19 protein-coding genes are annotated in these 19,551 nt (G+C 60.7%); 8 read left to right on the forward strand and 11 right to left on the reverse strand.

Features of this window, described 5'->3' with window-relative positions:
* Positions 1-56 precede the first annotated feature (56 nt).
* The 4 genes from ACG74X_RS04805 to ychF are packed head-to-tail and all read left to right on the forward strand — an operon-like array spanning position 57 to position 4,170.
* Positions 57-698, forward strand: a complete 642-nt coding sequence (locus ACG74X_RS04805; RefSeq protein WP_411233022.1) for a DUF1007 family protein — start codon at positions 57-59, stop codon at positions 696-698.
* Positions 677-1,597: a nickel/cobalt transporter gene (locus ACG74X_RS04810; protein ID WP_411233023.1), complete on the forward strand. Its 921-nt coding sequence runs from the start codon at positions 677-679 to the stop codon at positions 1,595-1,597. Before ACG74X_RS04805 ends, ACG74X_RS04810 begins: the two co-directional genes overlap by 22 nt.
* Positions 1,598-1,653: 56 nt before the next feature.
* Entirely contained in the window at positions 1,654-3,036 is a 1,383-nt protein-coding gene (locus ACG74X_RS04815) for an MATE family efflux transporter (protein ID WP_411233024.1), read from the forward strand.
* 36 nt (positions 3,037-3,072) lie between these two features.
* Entirely contained in the window at positions 3,073-4,170 is a 1,098-nt protein-coding gene (gene ychF / locus ACG74X_RS04820) for a redox-regulated ATPase YchF (RefSeq protein WP_411233025.1), read from the forward strand.
* A gap of 54 nt (positions 4,171-4,224) precedes the next feature.
* Here ychF and ACG74X_RS04825 read toward each other — a convergent pair whose 3' ends face one another.
* From ACG74X_RS04825 to ACG74X_RS04865, 9 genes are all read right to left on the reverse strand, one after another.
* Positions 4,225-5,856 (reverse strand): FGGY-family carbohydrate kinase, encoded by a 1,632-nt coding sequence (locus tag ACG74X_RS04825; RefSeq protein ID WP_411233026.1) that lies wholly within the window; start codon positions 5,854-5,856, stop codon positions 4,225-4,227.
* The gene (locus ACG74X_RS04830; RefSeq protein WP_411233028.1) at positions 5,853-6,578 is read right to left on the reverse strand and encodes an SDR family oxidoreductase; all 726 of its coding nucleotides are present in this window, start codon (positions 6,576-6,578) and stop codon (positions 5,853-5,855) included. Before ACG74X_RS04830 ends, ACG74X_RS04825 begins: the two co-directional genes overlap by 4 nt.
* Before the next feature lie 121 nt (positions 6,579-6,699).
* A complete protein-coding gene (locus ACG74X_RS04835; protein WP_411233029.1) occupies positions 6,700-7,467 on the reverse strand; it encodes an SDR family NAD(P)-dependent oxidoreductase in 768 nt (255 codons plus the stop codon).
* Positions 7,468-7,470: 3 nt separating this feature from the next.
* Entirely contained in the window at positions 7,471-8,037 is a 567-nt protein-coding gene (locus tag ACG74X_RS04840) for an SIS domain-containing protein (RefSeq protein WP_411233030.1), read from the reverse strand.
* Positions 8,034-9,077 (reverse strand): NAD(P)-dependent alcohol dehydrogenase, encoded by a 1,044-nt coding sequence (locus ACG74X_RS04845; RefSeq protein ID WP_411233031.1) that lies wholly within the window; start codon positions 9,075-9,077, stop codon positions 8,034-8,036. The genes ACG74X_RS04840 and ACG74X_RS04845 overlap by 4 nt, the downstream gene beginning before the upstream one ends.
* Positions 9,078-9,101: 24 nt before the next feature.
* The gene (locus ACG74X_RS04850) at positions 9,102-10,073 is read right to left on the reverse strand and encodes a sugar-binding transcriptional regulator (protein ID WP_411233032.1); all 972 of its coding nucleotides are present in this window, start codon (positions 10,071-10,073) and stop codon (positions 9,102-9,104) included.
* 47 nt (positions 10,074-10,120) lie between these two features.
* A complete protein-coding gene (locus tag ACG74X_RS04855; RefSeq protein WP_411233033.1) occupies positions 10,121-10,939 on the reverse strand; it encodes a carbohydrate ABC transporter permease in 819 nt (272 codons plus the stop codon).
* Between the two features lie 3 nt (positions 10,940-10,942).
* On the reverse strand, positions 10,943-11,809 hold the full coding sequence (locus tag ACG74X_RS04860; protein ID WP_411233034.1) for a carbohydrate ABC transporter permease: 867 nt from the start codon (positions 11,807-11,809) through the stop codon (positions 10,943-10,945).
* A gap of 82 nt (positions 11,810-11,891) precedes the next feature.
* Complete coding sequence (locus ACG74X_RS04865) at positions 11,892-13,235, reverse strand: ABC transporter substrate-binding protein (RefSeq protein WP_411233035.1); 1,344 nt, start codon at positions 13,233-13,235, stop codon at positions 11,892-11,894.
* Between the two features lie 172 nt (positions 13,236-13,407).
* On the opposite strand from ACG74X_RS04865, the gene ACG74X_RS04870 reads away from it, so the two are divergent.
* The 3 genes from ACG74X_RS04870 to xylB are packed head-to-tail and all read left to right on the forward strand — an operon-like array spanning position 13,408 to position 16,665.
* Entirely contained in the window at positions 13,408-14,427 is a 1,020-nt protein-coding gene (locus ACG74X_RS04870; RefSeq protein WP_411233331.1) for an ABC transporter ATP-binding protein, read from the forward strand.
* 10 nt (positions 14,428-14,437) lie between these two features.
* Positions 14,438-15,208, forward strand: a complete 771-nt coding sequence (locus ACG74X_RS04875; RefSeq protein WP_411233332.1) for an HAD family hydrolase — start codon at positions 14,438-14,440, stop codon at positions 15,206-15,208.
* On the forward strand, positions 15,205-16,665 hold the full coding sequence (gene xylB, locus ACG74X_RS04880; RefSeq protein ID WP_411233036.1) for a xylulokinase: 1,461 nt from the start codon (positions 15,205-15,207) through the stop codon (positions 16,663-16,665). The genes ACG74X_RS04875 and xylB overlap by 4 nt, the downstream gene beginning before the upstream one ends.
* Before the next feature lie 59 nt (positions 16,666-16,724).
* On the opposite strand, the gene ACG74X_RS04885 is transcribed toward xylB, so the two are convergent.
* Positions 16,725-17,180, reverse strand: a complete 456-nt coding sequence (locus ACG74X_RS04885) for a DUF305 domain-containing protein (RefSeq protein ID WP_411233333.1) — start codon at positions 17,178-17,180, stop codon at positions 16,725-16,727.
* A gap of 185 nt (positions 17,181-17,365) precedes the next feature.
* Positions 17,366-18,370, reverse strand: a complete 1,005-nt coding sequence (locus tag ACG74X_RS04890; protein ID WP_411233037.1) for a helix-turn-helix domain-containing protein — start codon at positions 18,368-18,370, stop codon at positions 17,366-17,368.
* Between the two features lie 138 nt (positions 18,371-18,508).
* Here ACG74X_RS04890 and ACG74X_RS04895 point away from each other — a divergent pair, with 138 nt between their 5' ends.
* Complete coding sequence (locus ACG74X_RS04895) at positions 18,509-19,531, forward strand: alpha/beta hydrolase family protein (protein ID WP_411233038.1); 1,023 nt, start codon at positions 18,509-18,511, stop codon at positions 19,529-19,531.
* The last annotated feature ends 20 nt before the right edge of the window (positions 19,532-19,551 follow it).

Consider the following 19,551-nt stretch of genomic DNA (forward strand, 5'->3'; position numbering starts at 1 on the left):
GCGTGTCGGACGCGGTTGGGCCTTGTTTTGACGCCGCCCCGGCCTTACCTCGGGCCATGATGAAACAGCTTGCCTGCGCCCTGACCGTTGGATTTCTGGCAGCCCCTCTTGGGGCGCATCCGCATATTTTTGTGGACACGGCCTTGCGGTTCGAGGTCAACGACGCGACCGAGGTGACGGGTGTCACCGTCACCTGGACATATGATGATTTCTTCACCCTGCTGATCCTTGAGGATATGGGGCTTGATCCGGACGGCGATGCCGTTCTCACCGAGGCCGAGCTGGAGGCGTTGTTCGGCTTTGATCTGGTCGAATGGCCCGAAGGGTTCGAGGGCGATCTTTATGTCTATTCCAATGGCGAAAAGATAGAGATGCCACGCCCCAAACCGATTGGAATCGCGGTAGAGGACGGGCTGATCACCGCAACGCATTTTCGCGAAATACCCCCGGTGCCGGTCGAAGGGTTGGTCGTGCAACAATATGATCCGACCTATTATGTCGCGTATGACGTGTCCCAGGGGGTGTCTTTTACCAATCCCGATTGCACCGCGATTGTGTCTGACCCCGACCTCGAAGCGGCGCAGGCGGTGATCGAGGAAGAGGTCAGCGGCAATATGGAAGACATCTTCAACGAGATGAAAGTCGGCGTGCATTTCTCTGACAAAATCGACATGACATGCGCGCCGTCCTCCAACTAGCGGCGCTGGGGCTTGTCGGGCTGGCGGTCTGGCTGTGGCTGTTTGACGGCGCGTTCTGGCTGGAACGCTGGGCGGCAGAGGGCCAACGCGCGGCCCAGAACGGAATGGCGCGCGGCCTGCGGGCGTTGCGCGCCCAGGAACCGGGTGCCATCGGGGCGTTGATGGCCGTGTGTTTCGGCTATGGGTTTTTCCATGCCGTGGGGCCGGGGCATGGCAAATTGCTGATCGGGGGTTATGGCGTGGCCAAACGGGTGGCGGTGACCCGGCTGTCGGTGCTGGCGCTTTTGTCCAGTCTGGCACAGGCTGGAACGGCGATTGTGCTGGTCTATGGCGGGGTCTGGCTGTTTGGTCTGGGGCGCGAGGCGATGGTTGGCGCGGCCGAGGATTGGTTTGCGCCGGTCAGCTATGCCGCAATCGGGGCCATCGGCGTCTGGTTGGCGATCCGGGGCGCGATCAAACTGTGGCGGACATGGCGGGCGCAAGAGTCCGCCCCCCATCACCACCACGATGATGACGCGGGCAAAGACGGCCTGTGCCAGTCGTGCGGTCATGCGCATGGACCGACACCGGAACAGGCCAGTGACGTGCGGTCGTTGCGCGATGCGGTGATGCTGATCGCCGCGATTGCGATCCGGCCCTGCACTGGGGCGCTGTTTCTTCTGATCCTCGCGATCCGCATGGATATCGACCTGGCGGGGGTGCTGGGCACACTGGCAATGGGGCTGGGCACTGCCAGCGTAACCGTTCTGGCGGCGGCGGCCTCTGTCACCTTTCGCGAAGCCGCGCTGGTGCGCCTGGCCTCAGGTCCGCAGGCCGTGCGGATGATGGGCCTGATCGAAACCGGCGCGGGGCTGGTGATTGCGGTGCTGGCCACACAGTTTTTGATGCGCGCCCTGTGATGGCCGTGATGGACAATTTTCTTGCCGGAACAATCGCTCCACGCTAACGCTGATTGATGCGCGCTGTTGAGATGTCATACCCGGCCCATGTGAGGGCCGTGCTAGTGTTGGGCCTGCCCCTGATCGGCGGGCATATGGCACAGATCGGGATTGGCCTGACCGACACGATCATGGTCGGCTGGTACGGGGCCACGGCCTTGGCCACGTTCACGCTGGCCAACACGCTGTTCTTTTCTCTGTTTCTGGTCGGCACCGGTTTTGCCGCCGCAGTGCTGCCGATGGTGGCGAAATACGCCGCGGAACGCGATGACCCACAGGTCCGGCGCGCCACGCGCATGGGGCTGTGGCTGTCGGCGATCTATAGCGTTCTGGTGTTTCCGCTGTTGTGGTGGTCCGAACCGATCTTGCTGGGTCTGGGGCAGGACCCGGTCATCGCCGCAGACGCACAGCTGTATCTGCGCATGTTGGCCTTTGGACTGCTGCCCGCGCTGGTGGTGATGACGCTGAAAAGCTATCTGGCGGCGCTGGAAAAGACGCAGGTTGTGTTCTGGGTCACCCTGGTTGCGGTGCCGTTCAACGCGGCGGCGAATTATGGGCTGATCTTTGGCAATTTCGGATTTCCCGAGCTGGGCCTCAAGGGGGCCGGGATCGCGTCGCTCAGCACACATGTGTTCTCGGCGCTTGTGGTGATAGGCTATATCGCGGTCTGTGTGCCCAAACATGCGCTGTTCCAGCGGATCTGGAAACCCAGCCCCCAGATGCTGATGGCGGTGTTTCGGCTGGGCTGGCCGATTGGCCTGACCATGCTGTCGGAAACCGTGCTTTTTGCCGCCTCGGCGCTGATGATGGGATGGATCGGCACCGTGCCACTGGCCGCCCACGGGATCGCGCTGCAATATGTGTCGGTGACGTTCATGCTGCATCTGGGCCTGTCGAACGCGGCAACAGTGCGCGTGGGCAACGCCTTTGGTCGACAAGACTGGCCCCATATGGCGCGCGGCGGGGTCGTTGCGTTGGTGATGTCGGTGGTGGTCGCAGTGGTGACGATTGTGGTGCTTCTAGCCATCCCCGAGCCGCTGATCGCGGTGTTTCTTGATCCGGACGATCCGGCGCGGGCAGAGATCATTTCGGCCGGAGTGGTCCTGCTGATGCTTGCCGCGCTGTTTCAGCTTGCCGATGGCGCGCAGGTGGTGGCGCTGGGCCTGTTGCGCGGGGTGCAGGACACGCAGGGGCCGATGATCATCACGGCGTTTTCGTATTTCGGGGTCGGCGTGCCGGCGGCCTATGGTCTTGGCTTTCTGCTGGACTGGGGCGGTGCCGGGGTCTGGATGGGGCTGGTGCTGGGGCTGGCTGTGACAGCGGTGCTTTTGAACCACCGGTTCTGGCTGCGCATCGTCCCCGGCCTGAGCCGTCTTGCAGCCCCGGTTTCGACCGCATAGAAGCAGCCCGAATGCGCGCGCTCAGGAGACGGAAAAATGGGGTTCAAAGTTGGTATTGTGGGCTTGCCCAATGTCGGGAAATCGACGCTTTTTAATGCGCTGACCAAAACTGCGGCGGCGCAGGCGGCGAACTTTCCGTTCTGCACCATTGAACCCAATGTAGGCGATGTGGCGGTGCCGGATCGGCGGCTGGATCAACTGGCCGCGATTGCCAAATCGGCCCAGATCATCCCGACACGCATCACTTTCGTCGACATCGCGGGCCTTGTGAAAGGCGCGTCCAAGGGCGAAGGTCTGGGCAACCAGTTTCTGGCCAATATCCGCGAGGTCGACGCGATTGCCCATGTGCTGCGGTGCTTTGAGGACGGCGATGTGGTGCATGTGGATGGCCGGGTCGATCCGGTTGCCGATGCCGACACAATCGAAACCGAACTGATGCTGGCCGATATGGAAAGCATCGAAAAACGCCTGCAAAACATCGTCCGCAAGGTGCGCGGCGGAGACAAAGAGGCGGTGCAGCAGGAACGCCTGATGCGCGCTGCGATGGCGATGCTCGAACAGGGCAAGCCCGCGCGTCTGGTCGAGGTGGACGACGAAGACCGCAAGGCGTGGGACATGTTGCAGCTGCTCACAACCAAGCCTGTGCTTTATGTCTGCAACGTGTCCGAGGCGGACGCCGCTGAGGGCAACGCGCTGTCCGATGCCGTGGGCGAAATGGCGGCGGCGCAGGGCAACAGCCATGTCGTGATCTCGGCCCAGATCGAGGAAGAGATCAGCCAGCTGGACGATGACGAAGCCACCGAATTCCTGTCTGAAATGGGGCTGGAAGAACCGGGTTTGGACCGGGTGATCAAAGCGGGCTATGAATTGTTGCAGCTCGACACCTATTTCACCGTCGGCCCCAAAGAAGCCCGCGCCTGGACCATCACCAAGGGCACATTGGCCCCGCAGGCGGCAGGTGTGATTCACGGGGATTTCGAAAAGGGCTTCATCCGCGCCGAAACCATTGCCTTTGACGACTATGTCACCCTGGGCGGTGAAAACCCCGCCAAAGAGGCAGGCAAGATGCGCGCCGAAGGCAAGGGCTATACCGTCAAGGACGGCGATGTCCTGCACTTTTTGTTCAACACCTAGGACCAGACCCGCCGCAGGCGCAAAACGCGCCCGCGTCGGCCCGATCAAAGCCGTTCAGGCGTCCAGGGTAAGGTTTGACAGCGATTTGCGCAGGCTGTGCTCTGCGCTTTGCAAGGCCTGAAACGCGGCAAAGCGCAGGTCATGGCACTGCGCAACCGAACCCGTGGCCGGGGTGAACCGTGTCTTGATCGACGACATCGCGGCCATGGCCTCTGGCAGGGTGTCATGCGTTTTGCCCGCGACCGCCCCCAGCATCGCAGCGCCCAGCAAGACGGGTTCCGGAGACCGTGTGGCCAGGACCGGAAAACCGCTTGCATCCGCGATCAGCTGTTTGATGGTGGCGCTTTCTCCTGCGCCGCCGCTGACCACGATGGCTTTGGGGCGCACTCCATGCGCGGCTTGCACCTCCATGATCTGGCGCAGGCTGTAGCCAATGCCCAGCACCGCTGCCACATAGGTGGCCACCAGATCCTCCAGATCATGCGCCAGCGTCAGCCCTGATATCACCGCTGTGGCCTCGGGATCGGCATAGGGCGCGCGGTTGCCATGAAAATCCGGAACGACCAGCCGTGCGCCCGCAAGTTTCACCGCCTGACTGACCTGCGGGGTCCGGCGCTCGACCTCGTGCATCAGATACCCCTGTAGCGACAGACCAGCGGCTTGCGCGGCTGCGGTTGCTTCGGCCCGTGCGAGATGGGTGGCGCAAAGATGCGCTATCGCCTCGCCCGCTGCCGACTGGCCGCCCTCTGACAACCACATATCGGGGACCATCGCGGAAAAATACGGCCCCCAGATGCCGGGCACCTTATGCGGTTTGGCCGATGTCGCCATCGTGCAGGCAGAGGTGCCGAACACATAGGCCATCGTGGCCTCTGGTCCTGTGTCGCGATCAGCGCCGACTGTGCCGATACCGCCTGCATGCGCGTCGATCAGACCCGCGCCCACAGCTGTGCCCGGGCGCAAGCCCATAAGCGCCGCCGCGGTTTCGGTCAGGCCGGGGTCAAGGGTTTGACCGGGCGCGACGATCTGCTGACCGATCCGGGCATATCCTTCGGCGGGCATCTCTGACAGGCCGATCTGGTCAAAATAGCTGTCATCCCACCGGTTTTCATGGGCCAGATATGTCCATTTGCAGGTCACGGTACAGGCAGACCGCGCCAAAGAGCCGGTTGCCGCCCATGTCAGAAAATCCGGCAGATCGAAAAACTGACCGGCGGCGGCAAACGTGTCTGGGCGGTTCTCTTTGATCCAAAGCAGTTTGGGTGTCTGCATCTCTGGCGAAATCCGCCCACCAACGTAATCCAGAACGGAATGACCCTGTGCATTGATCCGTTCGGCCTGGGGCGTGGCGCGGTGGTCCATCCAGACGATCACATTGCGCTGCGATTGTTCGGTGTCGCTGATGGAAAGCGGTTGCATCTGGCGGTCCAGGACAACCATGGAGCAGGCGGCATCAAAGCCGATCCCGCTGACCGTTTCAGGGTCGATCCCGGCCTCTGACACCGCATCGCGGACAGACGCGCAAACGGCGTGCCAGATATCGTCCGAGGATTGCTCGGCGATGCCACCTGCCGCGCGCCACATTTGAATGTCATGTTTGTGGCTGGCCAGCAGCGTTCCGGCCCTGTCGAACACACCCGCGCGCGCACTGCCCGTGCCGACATCAACACCAATGAAATAGGTCATAGGTCAACAGCATTCGGCAGCAGGACCAGATCCCGGATGGTTACATGCGATGGTCGCGTCAGCATAAAGACAACGCAGTCGGCGACCTCTTTGGGTTGCATCAGGCTGCCTTCGGCCAGCGCCTGTTCCAGCTTTGCCTTGGGCCAATCATCCAGCAGCGCGGTCACCACAGGCCCCGGCAACACGGCCCCCACACGCACACCATGTTTGGACATCTGGCGACGCACCGTGTGGGTAAAGGCTTGCACCGCATGTTTGGAGGCGGTGTAGATCGGTTCCCAGACCACGGGAATGACCCCGGCGACCGAGCTGGTCAGGACCACATCGCCCGAGCCCTGCTTGGCCAGATGGGGCAGAACCGCGTGAATGGATCGGAACGCGGCGTTGATGTTCAGGTTCAGCACATGATCCCACGCATCCGGATCGCCCTCGGTGACATCACCGCCGATATACGCCCCGGCATTGGCGTGAAACACGTCGAGCCGGCCGCAGCGCTCTAGGATTTGCGGCAGCATCTTTGCCACGCTGGTTTTGTCCAGCAGGTCGGTCACGATGGGCACCGTGTCCGGGCCCAGATCATCACAGGCCCGGCGCAGCGCAGCCTCGTCCCGATCCACCAGCGCGACAGTCGCGCCCGCATCGCGGCAGGCTTCTGCACAGGCCAGACCGATGCCCGATGCGGCCCCGGTGATCGCCACGACCTTGCCCGATAAATCGCTCATGCCGGTGTCTCCTTTTTGGTTAACTGTATGGTGCCGTGCGATGCTCCAGCGGTGGTTTCGCCGATGCCGGGCGCGAGTCCGGGCAGGCCGCGCCGGTGCATGTGATCCAGAGTATCGCGTGTCATATGCTGGAATACCCGCCTTCAATCATCATGGTTGTCCCGTTGACCAGATCCGAGGCAGGTGACGCCAGATAAAGCGCCATATCGGCGATTTCGACGGGCTCACCAAATCGGCCCAAAGGCGTGCGCGCAAGGAACGGGTCTTTCTTGTCAGGGGCCGACCAAAGCGCCTGACCCATTTCGGTCATCACCACCGTGGGGCAGATGGCATTGACCTGGACGTTGTGGGGGGCGGCTTCGGTCATCAGAGATTTCGTCAGCGCGTTCAGCCCGCCCTTGGAGCTGGCATAGGCGGCATGCTCGGGCAGGGCGATGACACCGGTTTGCGACGAGATGTTGATGATCTTTCCCTGCTTACGCCGCATCATGCCGGGCAGCAGCGCCTTGGACAAAATGAAAGGCGCGCTCAGGTTCACCGCCAGCGTTTTTTGCCAATCGGCCAGATCATACTCGATGGCAGGCCCGGTGATGGCGATCCCGGCGGAATTGACCAGAATGTCAATCTGATCAAATGCCTCCAGCGCCTGCTGTGCAACAGCTTCGGTTGCAACCGGATCTGCCAGATCGCCGGTGATCGGCACAATCCTGCGTCCTGTGACGGAGATTTTTTGGGCCAAGGCGTCAAGCCGTGTGGTGTCACGGCCATGCGCTGCGATATCCGCCCCGGCATCGGCGAACACCTCGGCGATTGCGGTGCCGATGCCAGAGGACGCCCCGGTGATCAAAGCGGTTTTGCCTGTGAGGCGAAAGCGCGTGTCCCAGCTCATCGCTTACTCCAGATTGGTGTGATTGGCGCGCATCCTGTCGGGGGCGACCGCCAAACGGTCGCGCAGATCCAGAACAAGCACCTCGAAGAAAAGATACATCAGCGCTTCATAAAGTGACCCCATAGGCAGGATCGAGCTTGCGGCTGCACCCTGATCGGCGGCCATGGTCTGGGCTGGCAGGTGGATCGCCAGATCGGCGCTTTGCGGCACCGTACCCGCCGCTTCTGCCGTGATACAGATCACATGCGCGCCGCTGGTTTTGGCCACATCCACCAGTGCAGCGACGGTTGAAAACTGTCCCGGACCGGCGCTGACGAAAAGCACATCACCCCGGCCTATGGGTGGTGCCGTCATGTCACCGACGATATGCGCATCAAGCCCCAGATGATACAGCCGCATGCCAAGCGCCTTCATCATCAGACCTTCGCGCCCGACGCCGTAGCACAGGATGCGACCGGCCTTGGCCAGCGTTTCCGACAGCGGCGGGATCTGTTCCAGCACCGTGCGCGACAGACCGGGGCGGAGTTCGTCAAGCAGCTGATCGGCAAGTGTATCGAGGTTCAGGCTCATGTCTGATCAAGCCGGATCTGGATCTTGACGTCCGTAGGATTGGCTGCGACCGCACGGTCGAACGCGGCGATGCTGTCATCAAAGGCAAAGGTTTCAGACACCAGTGGCTTGAGATCGACCTTGCCGGACCCCAGCAAGGCAATCGCCCGGTCATACATATTGGCATAGCGAAACACGGTCTCCATGCGCAGTTCCTTGGATTGCGCCAGAACGATGTCGACAGGCACCGGGTCCACCGGCATGCCGACCCAGACGACACAGCCCGCCGGTGCCGCCGCTTCAAGCGCGGTCTGGATGGACGCGGCCGCCCCGGCGCATTCAAAGACCACATCGGCCCCCCAGCCTTCGGTCGCATCGCGCAGGATCTGGCCGGGATCGTCGCGCGGGATCAGAATGGGTTCGATATTGTCATACTGGGCTGCAACGCCCAGTTTGTCTTCGACCAGATCGGCAATATAGACCTTGGCGCACCCACCGGCCAGGGCCGCCAGTGCCACCATGATGCCAATCGGCCCCGCGCCGGTCACAAGTGCGACATCGCCCGGTTTGATCCGGGCCTTGGCGGCGGCCTGCATGCCGATGGCAAAGGGTTCGACCATGGCCCCTTCGGCAAAGCTGACACTATCGGGCAATCGGAAGGTAAAGGCGGCGGGATGCACAACCGACGGGGTCAGACATCCATGCACCGGCGGCGTTGCCCAGAACCGCACCGACGGGTCAACATTGTAGACACCCAGCTTGGCCGCCTTGGAGCGTGTGTTGGGGATGCCCGGTTCCATGCAGACGCGGTCTCCGACAGCCAGATGTGTGACATCCGACCCGATCTCGGTCACGGTGCCTGCTGCCTCGTGGCCCAGAACCATCGGGGCGTTCACAACGAACGGGCCGATCTTGCCGTGGGTGTAATAATGCACATCACTGCCGCATACGCCCACCGTGTGAATGGCGATGCGCACATCTTCGGGGCCAAGCGCATCCGGCAGGTCAATGTCGCGCAGGGACAGTTCATTTGCCTTTTCCAGTACAAGTGCCTTTGCCATCCGGGTCGTCCTTTTTCCTTGAGGTCAATCCGCGACGCGCTGCAAAAGCGCGGTTGCGGTGTTTTCATCAGTGACAAGCGTGTCGACAAATCCGCGCTTGAGCGATGCGGCGATAATCGGAACCTTATGCACCCCGCCTGCCGCAAGAATGACATTGTCGATGCGGGACATATCATCCAGCGACATCCCGATCACGCGCTGATTAAGCGGATGGTCGATCAGATCGCCCTCGGCGTTCAGGATATGGCCGGTGATGTCCCCAACCCCGCCGCGGGCTTTCAGCTCTGCCGGGTCGATGTCGGCGGGCAGCGCGTCGCGCACCAGAAGCGACGAGTCAAGATCGCCGGTTGCCAACGCAATCGCCCCGCAGGACCGGATTTTGCCCAGCATTTCTTTGATCACGTCCTGATCGAGAAACAACCCCTGGCTTTCGGCGCTTCCGGCATAAAGCGGGGCGGTGAAAAAGCTGTGCTCGGCATTGCACAGATCCGCCAGCCGCGTGGTGATTTCATAGCCGTTCACATCCGACCCGCGCGACACGCCGCCCATGATCGACACCACTTCAAGATCGGGCCGGTCCAGCGGCTGCATGTGCCGCGTTGCCAGATTAAGCGTGTTGCCCCACGACATGCCAAACCGCGTCAGGCGCTTGTCCTTGAGCAGATCCCCCAGATGCGCCCCAAGACCGGCGCTGACCAGCGGCGTGACCGACGCGCCATCGGCGGGGCAGGGCACGACCACCGCGCGCAGCAGGCGAAACCGGCGTTCCAATTGCCATTCCAGATCGGCGGCCGCGGCAAACACGGAGTCGACGCTGACCCGCAATATGCCCCGGCGGCGTGCCTCGCTCAGCGCCTTGTTCACCCGCAGCCGCGTGATGCCAAAGCGATCCGCCGCTTCTGCCTGCGTCATGCCTTCGATCTCGCAGGCCCAGGCCAGCCGAACCAAAAGCTGTTCTTCGGGGTCGATCTGATCAAGCTTGATAGAGCGCGACACGAGCAACCGGTCCTTTCAGAAAAATGTGCAGGGATCGTGCGGGCGGGTCATTTGACGGCCCCCATGGTCAGCCCGCGCACCAGTTGTTTCGACGCGATCAGCGCAAAGATCAGAACCGGGATCACAATCAGGGTCGAGGTCGCCATGATCTTGCCATAAGGCAGGTTGTAGCCTTCCATGAAGGACACCGCCATGGCCGGGGCCGTTTTGGCGTCGCTGCGGGTCAGGACAAGGCCGAACATCAATTCGTTCCACGAAAAGATGAACGAGAAAATGGCCGAGACAGCCACACCGGGCATTGCAAGCGGCAGGCAGATCTTGCGCATGATCGTGAATTGCGACGCGCCTTCCAGGCGGGCCGCTTCGTCCAGATCATAGGGAATGCCCCGGAACTGGTCGGTGACGATCCAGATGACGATCGGCAGGTTGAAGGTCAGGTAGATCAGGATCAGCGTGATGTGTTTGTCGAGCAATCCAAGATTGCGCGCGATCAGAAAGAACGGCAGCGCCAAGACAATCGGCGACACCATGCGGTTGGTGATGAACCAGAACCACAGGTCTTTCTTGCCGCGAAATTCGAACCGCGCCAGCGCAAAGGCCGCAGGCACCCCCAGTACCAGGGCAAGCAGCGTGGTGCAGACGGCGATGATCAGCGAATTGATCAGCGTCTGCAACACGCCGTCTTCGAACAACGCTTCGCGGTAATTGTCCAGGGTCGCGTCAAACAGCCAGACGGGCGGGGATTCCAGCGCGACAACCTGGGTTTTCAATGATGTGGTCACCATCCAGTAGAACGGGAACACGCACAGCGTGATGATCACGACAAGCAGCGCAATTTGCGCCCAGAGGGAGCGGGAGGATGTCATCGCTCAGACCTCCTTGTAGAAGACGCGGATATAGATCTGCGCCAGGACGATGGTGATAATCAGAAGAATGATGGCCTGCGCCGAGGCTAGCCCCTGATCAAAGGCGCGGAAGCCCACGCGCTGGATCAAAAGCGATATGAACTCGGTTGACGCCCCCGGTCCGCCACGCGTCAGGGTAAAGACCATATCAAACAGTTTCAGCGTATCCGCGGTGCGCAGGATCAGCACAGCCACAAGACCGGGCAGCAGGAACGGCAGTTGAACATACCGCAGGATGGTCCATTTCGACTTGGTCTCAAGCCGCGCGGCTTCCTCGATTTCGCCGGGAACCATGGTCAGCCCGGCAAGCAAAACCAGGGCGACAAACGGTGTCCATTGCCAGACATCCCAGAAGATAATCATGGCAAAGGCGTTTTGCGGATCGCCGATCCAGTTGATATCCGCGCCGCCCAACAGCTGGTTCACAACGCCGAATTTCTGGTTGAACATGACCTGTCCCAGCAGGCCGACAACCGCATAAGTCGTGGCCATCGGCAGAACCAGGCTCAGACGTGCCAGCGTTTTCAGCAGGGTCAAACCGGGCTGATGCAGCACCAGGGCAATGCCCAGCCCAAGAGCGATTTGGAGCGGCAAGGCGGTGCCCAGCAGAAAGAAGGTTCGCGACATGGCCTGCCAGAATGCTTCGTCGGTCAGCACGTCCCAATAGTTTTGAAGGCCGATGAATTCGACCCGCCGCAGCTGTGTCAGGTTGTAGAAATGCAGGGATGTCCAGATCGCGTAAAGCAGTGGCGCGATGCCGACAATCGCAAGCCCAAAGACAGCAGGGCCAATGAAGGAAAAGATGGTTTTACGGGGAACCTGACCGCGCATGTTGTCCTCCGGACGCTGCGACTTTGAAGGATGACCGGAGACGCTTGAAACAGCGCCTCCGGTCAGGTGTTTCAACGCTGTTTTACTGCGCCAGAGGCTTGTCACCGGAGTAGTATCCGGCGGCTTCAAGCACCTCTTCCATACGGGTGCCAATCTCGGTCGCACCTTCCTCGGTGGTGACCTCGCCCAGCATCATCTTGGTGCCCCATTCCTGCACGATCTCGGTGATCTCGGGCCATTCTGCGAAACGCGGACGGAATTCAGGCACGCCGTCCTGCCAGCTTTCGACCAGCGCGGGCACGAATTTGAACTCTTCCAGACCGTCCTGTTGATAGACGGACTGACGGGCAGGCACGCCGCCGCGCTCAAGATATTCGCGGGCATTGGCCTTGGAGGTGGCCCACTGAATGAACAGATATGCCGCCGCCTGTTCGTCTTCGTCCGCCTGTGACGCCACCGCCATCGAAAAGCCCCCCAGCGCGGGCTTGCGGCCCGCAGGGCCTTTCGGTTCGGGAGCGATTTCAACGCAATCGGCGACTTTCGATGTTTCGGGCGATACGACCGACGAATAGAAGGCCGACCATTCGGTGATCATCGCCACATCGCCCTGTGCAAAGGCGTTGACCGTTTCGGCATGGTCATAGGCCACAATGCCATCGGGCATATACTGCATCAGATCCTGACGGAATTGCAGACCGGCCTGGCTTTCCGCGCTGTTCAGGTTGGAGCGGAAGTTTTCGTCCAGGAACGACCCGCCAAAGGGCCACAGAACGCGGGCAAAGCTGTCGGCGGACTGGGTCTCGTTGCGCTTGGACTGCAATGCAAACGCATATTTGCCATCCTTGGTGAGCGCCGGGCCGTAGACGTCTTTCAATTCGGTCCAGGTTTCGGGCGGGCCGTCAAAACCGGCCTCTTCCAGCATGCAGCGGTTATAGAACATCAGGCCCGAATAGTTGTCGACCGGAAGACCGTACACCGTGTCGTTCCAGCCGCCGAACGCGTTCAGGACAAGCGGGAAAAAGTCGTCAATATCCAGATCGGGATCAACAATATCGGGGAATTTTGCCTGCACATCCGCCAATGGCAGAACCCATTCATTTTCGGCAAAATTGCCCATCCAGACAAGGTCGATCAACGCGATATCCAGATCGCCGCCCGCGACAAAATCGCGGACCTGTTCACCCAGAGCGTTCTCATAGGGGTGCTTGATGATGTTGACCTTGATGCCGGTTTCTTCCTCGAAGGCGGGCAGCATGGCTTCGATGGCTTCATAGCCGGGGCGCAGAAGGAACACGACATCCACGGTTGTTCCGGCATAGGGTTCTGCCGCTTGTTTCAGGCTCCAGCCGTGGGTGTCTGCCACGGCCCCTGTGGCAATGAGGCTTGCCAAGGCGGCTGTGCCATAAAGGTTACGCAGTTTTTTCATGACGATTTCGTCCTCCCAATGGTGTCTGGATTGGGGTCAATCCAAATGTATGACCTTGATTACAAAAGTTACAAATCGCTTGAAAGTCAACACATATGTTCCTAACAAATAACATAAGTAGGGCGGGGACGCGCCGCGCGTGGTGCGGCCCGACATGCAGGGAGACACGGCTTTGGCTGGCATCAAGATCAACGGATTGAACAAGTTTTACGGCGATACACAGGCGCTTTTTGACGTCAGCCTGGATATCGCGGATGGCGAATTCGTCGTCTTTGTCGGCCCCTCGGGCTGTGGGAAATCCACGCTTTTGCGGTGTCTGGCGGGGCTGGAAGGGGTCGATTCGGGCAGTATCGAAATCGGCGGTCGTGATGTTACCAAGGCCGAGCCGGTGGATCGGGATCTTGCCATGGTGTTCCAATCCTACGCGCTTTATCCGCATATGAGCGTGCGGGCGAATATGGAATTTGGCATGAAGGTGAATGGCTTGCCTGCCAAGGAGCGGGAAACGCGCATCGCCGAGGCGGCACGGATTTTGCAGCTTGGTGAGTATCTTGACCGCAAGCCATCGCAATTGTCCGGGGGGCAGCGACAGCGCGTGGCCATTGGCCGTGCGATTGTCAAAGACCCGAAAGTGTTCCTGTTTGACGAACCTTTGTCCAATCTGGATGCCAAGCTGCGTGTCCAGATGCGGGTCGAGCTTGAGGGGCTGCACAAGCAGCTTGCCGCAACCATGATCTACGTCACCCATGATCAGGTCGAAGCGATGACAATGGCCGACAAGATCGTTGTGCTGAATGGCGGGCGAGTCGAGCAGGTGGGCACCCCGATGGAGCTGTATCACACACCCAATTCGCGCTTTGTTGCCGAATTTATCGGCTCTCCGGCGATGAATGTCTTTAGCCCGAAAGCCGGTCTGACCGATCTGGCGCTTAACCCGGCGACCGCGTTTGTGGGCTGCCGCCCCGAACATTTCGAGCTGGTCGCGCCGGGGCAAGGCCACGCGGATGCCACTGTCACTGTCAAAGAGCAGTTGGGTGGGGAAAGCCTGCTGTATCTGGGGCTGGCCGGGGGCACGAATGTGGTCGCGCGGGTTGATGGTGATGATGCCACGGATGTGGGGCAAAGCATTGGTCTGCGTATTCCGCCCAAACGCCTGCACCAGTTCGACAGCTCTGGCCACGCGCTGCACTAAGACAGTGACGATGCTTTCCTCTGCCCCGCCGATCGCCCTGTCGACCCTGTTCGACGACGTCGACCTTGTGATCTTTGATTTTGACGGGGTGGTGGCCGACAGTGAGGTCATTTCGCTATCCACCTTGCAACAGGCGCTGGCGGATTTCGGAATTGATATGACGCCGGAGGCGGTGCGCAAACGGTTTTTGGGCACGTCCATGAAGACGATGCTGGACTATGTCGGCACGCTGAACCCTACACGTCCGGTTGCGGAGTTTCCCGATCACTGGCAGGCGACCCTGTTTCAGCAGTTTGAACGGCATCTTGTGCCGGTGCCGGGGGTGGTTCCGCTTGTCGATCAGTTGGATGCTGCGCGCATCGGCTATTGCATCGCGTCCAGCAGTTCGTTCACCCGTCTTGGTGTGGCGTTGGACGCGATGTCCCTGACGGCGCGGTTCAGCCATGTGTTCAGCGCCGAACAGGTGGTTCGCGGCAAGCCCGCGCCTGATTTGTTTCTCTATGCGGCGGGTCAGCTTGACGTTGCGCCATCGCGGTGTCTGGTGATCGAGGATTCGCCCTTTGGGGTGCAGGCGGCCAAAGCCGCCGACATGCGCTGCGCCGGATTTGTGGGCGGGCAACATATGATCGGCATCCGCGACGCGCATGCCGCGCGGCTGAGCGCTGCGGGGGCGGATCTGATCGTGCAGAGCTTTGCCCATGTGATGCCAGAAGATATTGCGCGCGGACAGACACGCCGACAGTCTGGCGCGGACACGAGTGAGGAACGCCCGAACCGATGAGCTATCTTGGAATTGATCTTGGCACGTCTGGCCTGCGCGCCCTTCTGGTGTCTGAAACCGGCGCTGTTCTTGGGTCGGTCGAGCGCTCTTACAGGTCCGAACACAAACATTCCGGGTGGAGCGAACAAGATCCCGCCCATTGGATTGCCGCATTGGATGAGGCCATCGAAGAGCTGCGCCACAGCAGCACCGCGTTTGGCGATCTTCGGGCGATCAGTGTTGCGGGCCATATGCATGGGGCGACGCTGATTGACGGGACCGGTGCCGTTATTCGCCCGTGTATCCTGTGGAATGACACCCGCGCCCATGCAGAGGCGCGCGATCTGGATGCGACCGAGCAGGTGCGCGAGATTTCGGGCAATATCGTCTTTCCCGGCTTCACCGCCCCCAAGCTGGCCTGGGTCGCGAAACATGAACCGGCGCATTTTGCGCGTATTCACAAAGTATTATTGCCCGCAGGTTATCTGAATTACCATCTGACCGGCGCGTTTGTCGCTGATATGTCCGACAGCGCGGGCACGTCCTGGCTGAACGTGGCAGAGCGGACATGGTCCGAGACGCTGTTGGAGGCAGGTCAGATGCGGCTGGATCAGATGCCTCGTCTGGTCGAGGGCTGCCAACCGGCGGGAACGCTGCGTCCAGAGCTGGCGCGTCGTTGGGGTGTCGGCGATCGGGTCATCATCGCGGGCGGGGCAGGGGATAACGCGGCCGCCGCTTGCGGCATTGGTGCGTTGAACGAAGGGGATGGGTTTTTGTCGCTGGGAACGTCCGGCGTTCTGTTGGCAGCGCGTGACGGGTATCATCCGAACCCGGCATCCGCGCTTCATACCTTTTGCCATGCGGTGCCGGATCGTTGGTATCAGATGGGGGTCATGTTGTCGGCCACCGATAGCCTTAATTGGTTGGGGCAGATCACTGGAACGTCGCCCTCTGATCTGACGGCGGATCTGGGAGAGACGCTGTGCGCGCCGGGGCGGGTGCAGTTCATGCCCTATCTGTCGGGGGAACGCACACCCCACAATGATGCGAATATCCGCGGCAGTTTTACCGCACTTGGCAAGGACACCACGCGCAGCGACCTGACCCGTGCCGTTCTGGAAGGCGTGGCCTTTGGGTTGCGCGATTCCCACGAAGTGCTGGTCGAGACCGGTGCCCGGATCGACCGGCTGCTTGCCATCGGGGGCGGCACGCGGTCGCGCTATTGGGTCAAGTTGATTTCAACCGTTCTGAACGTGCCGCTGGAATTGCCCAAAGACGGAGAGCTGGGGGCCGCTTTGGGTGCGGCGCGGCTGGCCATCATTGCCGAGACAGGAGAGGAGCCGGACCGCGTTTTGACACCGCCCGATGTGGCCGAACGCATCCTGCCCGACGCAAAGCTGAAGGACGCGTTTGACGCCGCCTATGACCGTTTCAAAGCGGGCTATCCCACATTGCGCACCGTGTCGTCGCTCACGTAACACGGGCTGCACTGCGATAGGGCCGATTTCAATATGAGTGGTCACGACAGGCCCGTCGTTTACGGCCACCGCTCTGTGCCTGCGGGTGCGTCGCCATTTGCCTCAATATCGTCGATATAACGTTTCATTTCGGCAATTTCGCTGCGCTGTGCTTCGATAATCGCGTCAGCCAGCGCGCGGACACGCGGATCAGAGATATTGGCGCGTTCGCTGGTCAGGACCGCGATGGAGTGGTGCGGAATCATCGCCTTCATCCAGGCCACATCGCCCACTGTGTCTTGGGATCGGACAAGATACAGGCTTGCCGCAAAGGCCAGAGCCGCCCCGGCAAAGATGGCGATGTTGGCTTTGCGGTTGGTATACATGCCAAGCATGAAAGCCAGCATGACAACCGCCATCATGCTGCCCATATAAAGCGCCATCCACATCCGGGTCTGCGAATAAAAGACGTGATCCAGCGCGTAGGTGTTTAGATACATCAAGCCATACATCACAACCGTCGATGTGCCGATCATCGCGAAAAAGCGGGCGTAATTGCCATTGTGGCCGGTGTCGGTGCTTTGGTCGGACTGATGCGTTTCCTGTGAAATACTGCTGGAATGTGCCATTTCCCCTCTCGTCTTTGGTGCCAGATAGAGGAAAAACGCCCGCAGCGCGGATTGGTTCCAATCGCAGACGCGGTGTAAGGGAAGGGGTGCTGCTATTGGGCCTTTGACGTGGATTGCAACCAAAGACGGGGATTTTTGCCCTGCACGCGCAAGAATTCCCGGTTGAAGTTCGATTTGGTGTTGAAGCCACTGGCAAACATGGCCTCGGTCACCGATGAGCCGTTTTGCATCAGCCCACAGGCGTGCCGCACGCGGTGTCGGTTGATAAAGCGCGAGACGTTTTCGCCCTTGGCCGTGTTGATTGCCCGCGACACCTGTTTTTCGGGCACGCGCAATTTGCGGGCCAGGCGCGCCAGCGTCAGATCGGAATCAAGATAGGGTTTGTGTGTCTGCATATAGGCGTCAAGCGTTTCAAGGATCGTTTTGTCGCGCATCTGGTCCTGGTCGGAATAGGCGGCGCGGTCCTGGGTGCCGGTGTTCTGGCTTTCCATGGCATGCAATAGCCCAAGCGCCCCAAGCACCAGCAAAGTGAGCGACGAAAACAGGCTGGGAAGCCATAGCAACACCGCTGTATCGCCGGAGGCCAGGCGGATTGCGATGTAGATGTCGCTTGCCGCAGAGCCGACCAGCGCAAAAGCCACCACGCGCCAGACCAGAACCGTCCTTGTCCCGTGTTCCAGACGGCTATGTGGCACACTGTCTTCGCCTTGCATCACGGCGATGCCAATCGCTATGCCATATGCTGCAAAAAGCACCGGTATCAGAATGTCGAGCGCCGCCGGCCATGCGATCAGGCAGATCAGGGCGGCCACCGGGCCGATCATGTGACGCACCATATCCTGCCTGCGAAGATGGCCCGTTGATGCCTGACGAAACGCCGTCCAAGCGATGGCGGGAATGGCGGTCGCCAGCAGGGGCTGAAACACCCGCAGGCCGGTCAGGCCATAATACTGCACCAGCGCGATAAGCGCGCTTTGCACCGCGCACACCCCGATCAACGCCGACAGCGCAAGATGCGTGTCGCGGGTCAGGACCCGGTGCACCAGAAAGCCCGCAAGCACCAAGGCGATGATCATAGGGACAGGCAGCACTGGCATGGGTGGACCGTTCTTTGGTCTGAAAAGGTTCTGAATTCCGATCTGCACGACCTTAAACCGGATTCAGGTCGTCTTAAACCGGGTCACCGTGCCAAGCGGACGCATCTACATGCAAACCGCTTTACCGAAAGGCCCGTTATGAAACACATGCTTCTTGCAGTCGCTGTCACCTTGACCGTGGGCGATGACCTGTCCGCCGGGGGTGTCGGGCTGATCGAACAGACGATTGCAGTCCCTCATCATAGCCAAGACATGCAAATGTCGATCCTGTTTCCCGCCACAGGCCAGGATCGGACGGTGTTTGCAGAAAATGCGGTGTTTTATGGCACCGAGGTTCTGAGCGATGCAAAGCCGGTTCCGGGGACATACCCGGTTGTGCTTGTCTCACATGGGTGGGGCGGCAATTCCGCGCGAATGGCGTGGCTTGCGGCCGGGCTGGTGTCGCACGGGGCGATTGTGGTGGCGGTCAATCACCCCAACAGCACAACCTTTGATCTGGATTTTGACACGGCCTTCAATCACTGGACCCGCGCCCAAGACCTGACAGCCGCGTTGGATCATATGCTGCAGGACCCGAGATTTGCGCCGGTGATCGATGAGGCCCGGATATACGCCACCGGGTTTTCCTATGGCGGATGGACCGCGCTTTCACTGGGTGGGGTGCGGGGCAAACGCGGTGGGTTTTTCGACTATTGCGCGGCGGCCGGCACACACTCGCAATTTTGCACAATGCTGACAGACGCCGGTGTCGATATCACGGCGCTTGACCGGGACAGATACGAAGCGTCCTACAAGGACGGGCGCATCGCTGCCGTTGCCGCGATTGATCCCGGCCTGACTTGGGGGCTGGCACCGGACGATGTTGAGGATCTGACGGTTCCGGTACTGTTGATCGCATTGGGGCAGGGGCCGCACCGCCTGAACGCGACCGACACCAGTGCCGCTGGCAGCGGTTTTGAAGCGTTGGTCCCGGATGCGACGGTCAAAACCATCGCGCCTGCGATGCATTTCACGGCGCTTGGGCTCTGTCAGCCGGCAGGCGAGGCGATCCTGCGCGAAGAGCAGGATGATCCGGTGTGCACAGATCCGCCGGGAACGGACCGCGCGCAGGTGCTTGAGACGATCATTGATGCGATGGCCGATCATTTTGAGCTGCGCTAGCCTGGGTGTGCCCGGCGCGG

The sequence above is a fragment of the Marivita sp. S0852 genome (assembly GCF_046591575.1).
Lineage (GTDB): Bacteria > Pseudomonadota > Alphaproteobacteria > Rhodobacterales > Rhodobacteraceae > Marivita.

What these genes read in the sequence shown, in the direction of transcription:
- xylB (WP_411233036.1), top strand. Translation starts at nt 15,205, where the DNA reads ATGAGCTATCTTGGAATTGATCTTGGCACGTCTGGCCTGCGCGCCCTT.
- ACG74X_RS04875 (WP_411233332.1), top strand. Translation starts at nt 14,438, where the DNA reads ATGCTTTCCTCTGCCCCGCCGATCGCCCTGTCGACCCTGTTCGACGAC.
- ACG74X_RS04890 (WP_411233037.1), bottom strand. Translation starts at nt 18,370, where the DNA reads ATGCCAGTGCTGCCTGTCCCTATGATCATCGCCTTGGTGCTTGCGGGC.
- ACG74X_RS04840 (WP_411233030.1), bottom strand. Translation starts at nt 8,037, where the DNA reads ATGAGCCTGAACCTCGATACACTTGCCGATCAGCTGCTTGACGAACTC.
- ACG74X_RS04835 (WP_411233029.1), bottom strand. Translation starts at nt 7,467, where the DNA reads ATGAGCTGGGACACGCGCTTTCGCCTCACAGGCAAAACCGCTTTGATC.
- ACG74X_RS04805 (WP_411233022.1), top strand. Translation starts at nt 57, where the DNA reads ATGATGAAACAGCTTGCCTGCGCCCTGACCGTTGGATTTCTGGCAGCC.
- ACG74X_RS04810 (WP_411233023.1), top strand. Translation starts at nt 677, where the DNA reads ATGCGCGCCGTCCTCCAACTAGCGGCGCTGGGGCTTGTCGGGCTGGCG.
- ACG74X_RS04845 (WP_411233031.1), bottom strand. Translation starts at nt 9,077, where the DNA reads ATGGCAAAGGCACTTGTACTGGAAAAGGCAAATGAACTGTCCCTGCGC.
- ACG74X_RS04895 (WP_411233038.1), top strand. Translation starts at nt 18,509, where the DNA reads ATGAAACACATGCTTCTTGCAGTCGCTGTCACCTTGACCGTGGGCGAT.
- ACG74X_RS04825 (WP_411233026.1), bottom strand. Translation starts at nt 5,856, where the DNA reads ATGACCTATTTCATTGGTGTTGATGTCGGCACGGGCAGTGCGCGCGCG.
- ACG74X_RS04885 (WP_411233333.1), bottom strand. Translation starts at nt 17,180, where the DNA reads ATGATCGGCACATCGACGGTTGTGATGTATGGCTTGATGTATCTAAAC.
- ACG74X_RS04830 (WP_411233028.1), bottom strand. Translation starts at nt 6,578, where the DNA reads ATGAGCGATTTATCGGGCAAGGTCGTGGCGATCACCGGGGCCGCATCG.
- ACG74X_RS04855 (WP_411233033.1), bottom strand. Translation starts at nt 10,939, where the DNA reads ATGACATCCTCCCGCTCCCTCTGGGCGCAAATTGCGCTGCTTGTCGTG.
- ychF (WP_411233025.1), top strand. Translation starts at nt 3,073, where the DNA reads ATGGGGTTCAAAGTTGGTATTGTGGGCTTGCCCAATGTCGGGAAATCG.
- ACG74X_RS04865 (WP_411233035.1), bottom strand. Translation starts at nt 13,235, where the DNA reads ATGAAAAAACTGCGTAACCTTTATGGCACAGCCGCCTTGGCAAGCCTC.
- ACG74X_RS04815 (WP_411233024.1), top strand. Translation starts at nt 1,654, where the DNA reads ATGCGCGCTGTTGAGATGTCATACCCGGCCCATGTGAGGGCCGTGCTA.
- ACG74X_RS04860 (WP_411233034.1), bottom strand. Translation starts at nt 11,809, where the DNA reads ATGCGCGGTCAGGTTCCCCGTAAAACCATCTTTTCCTTCATTGGCCCT.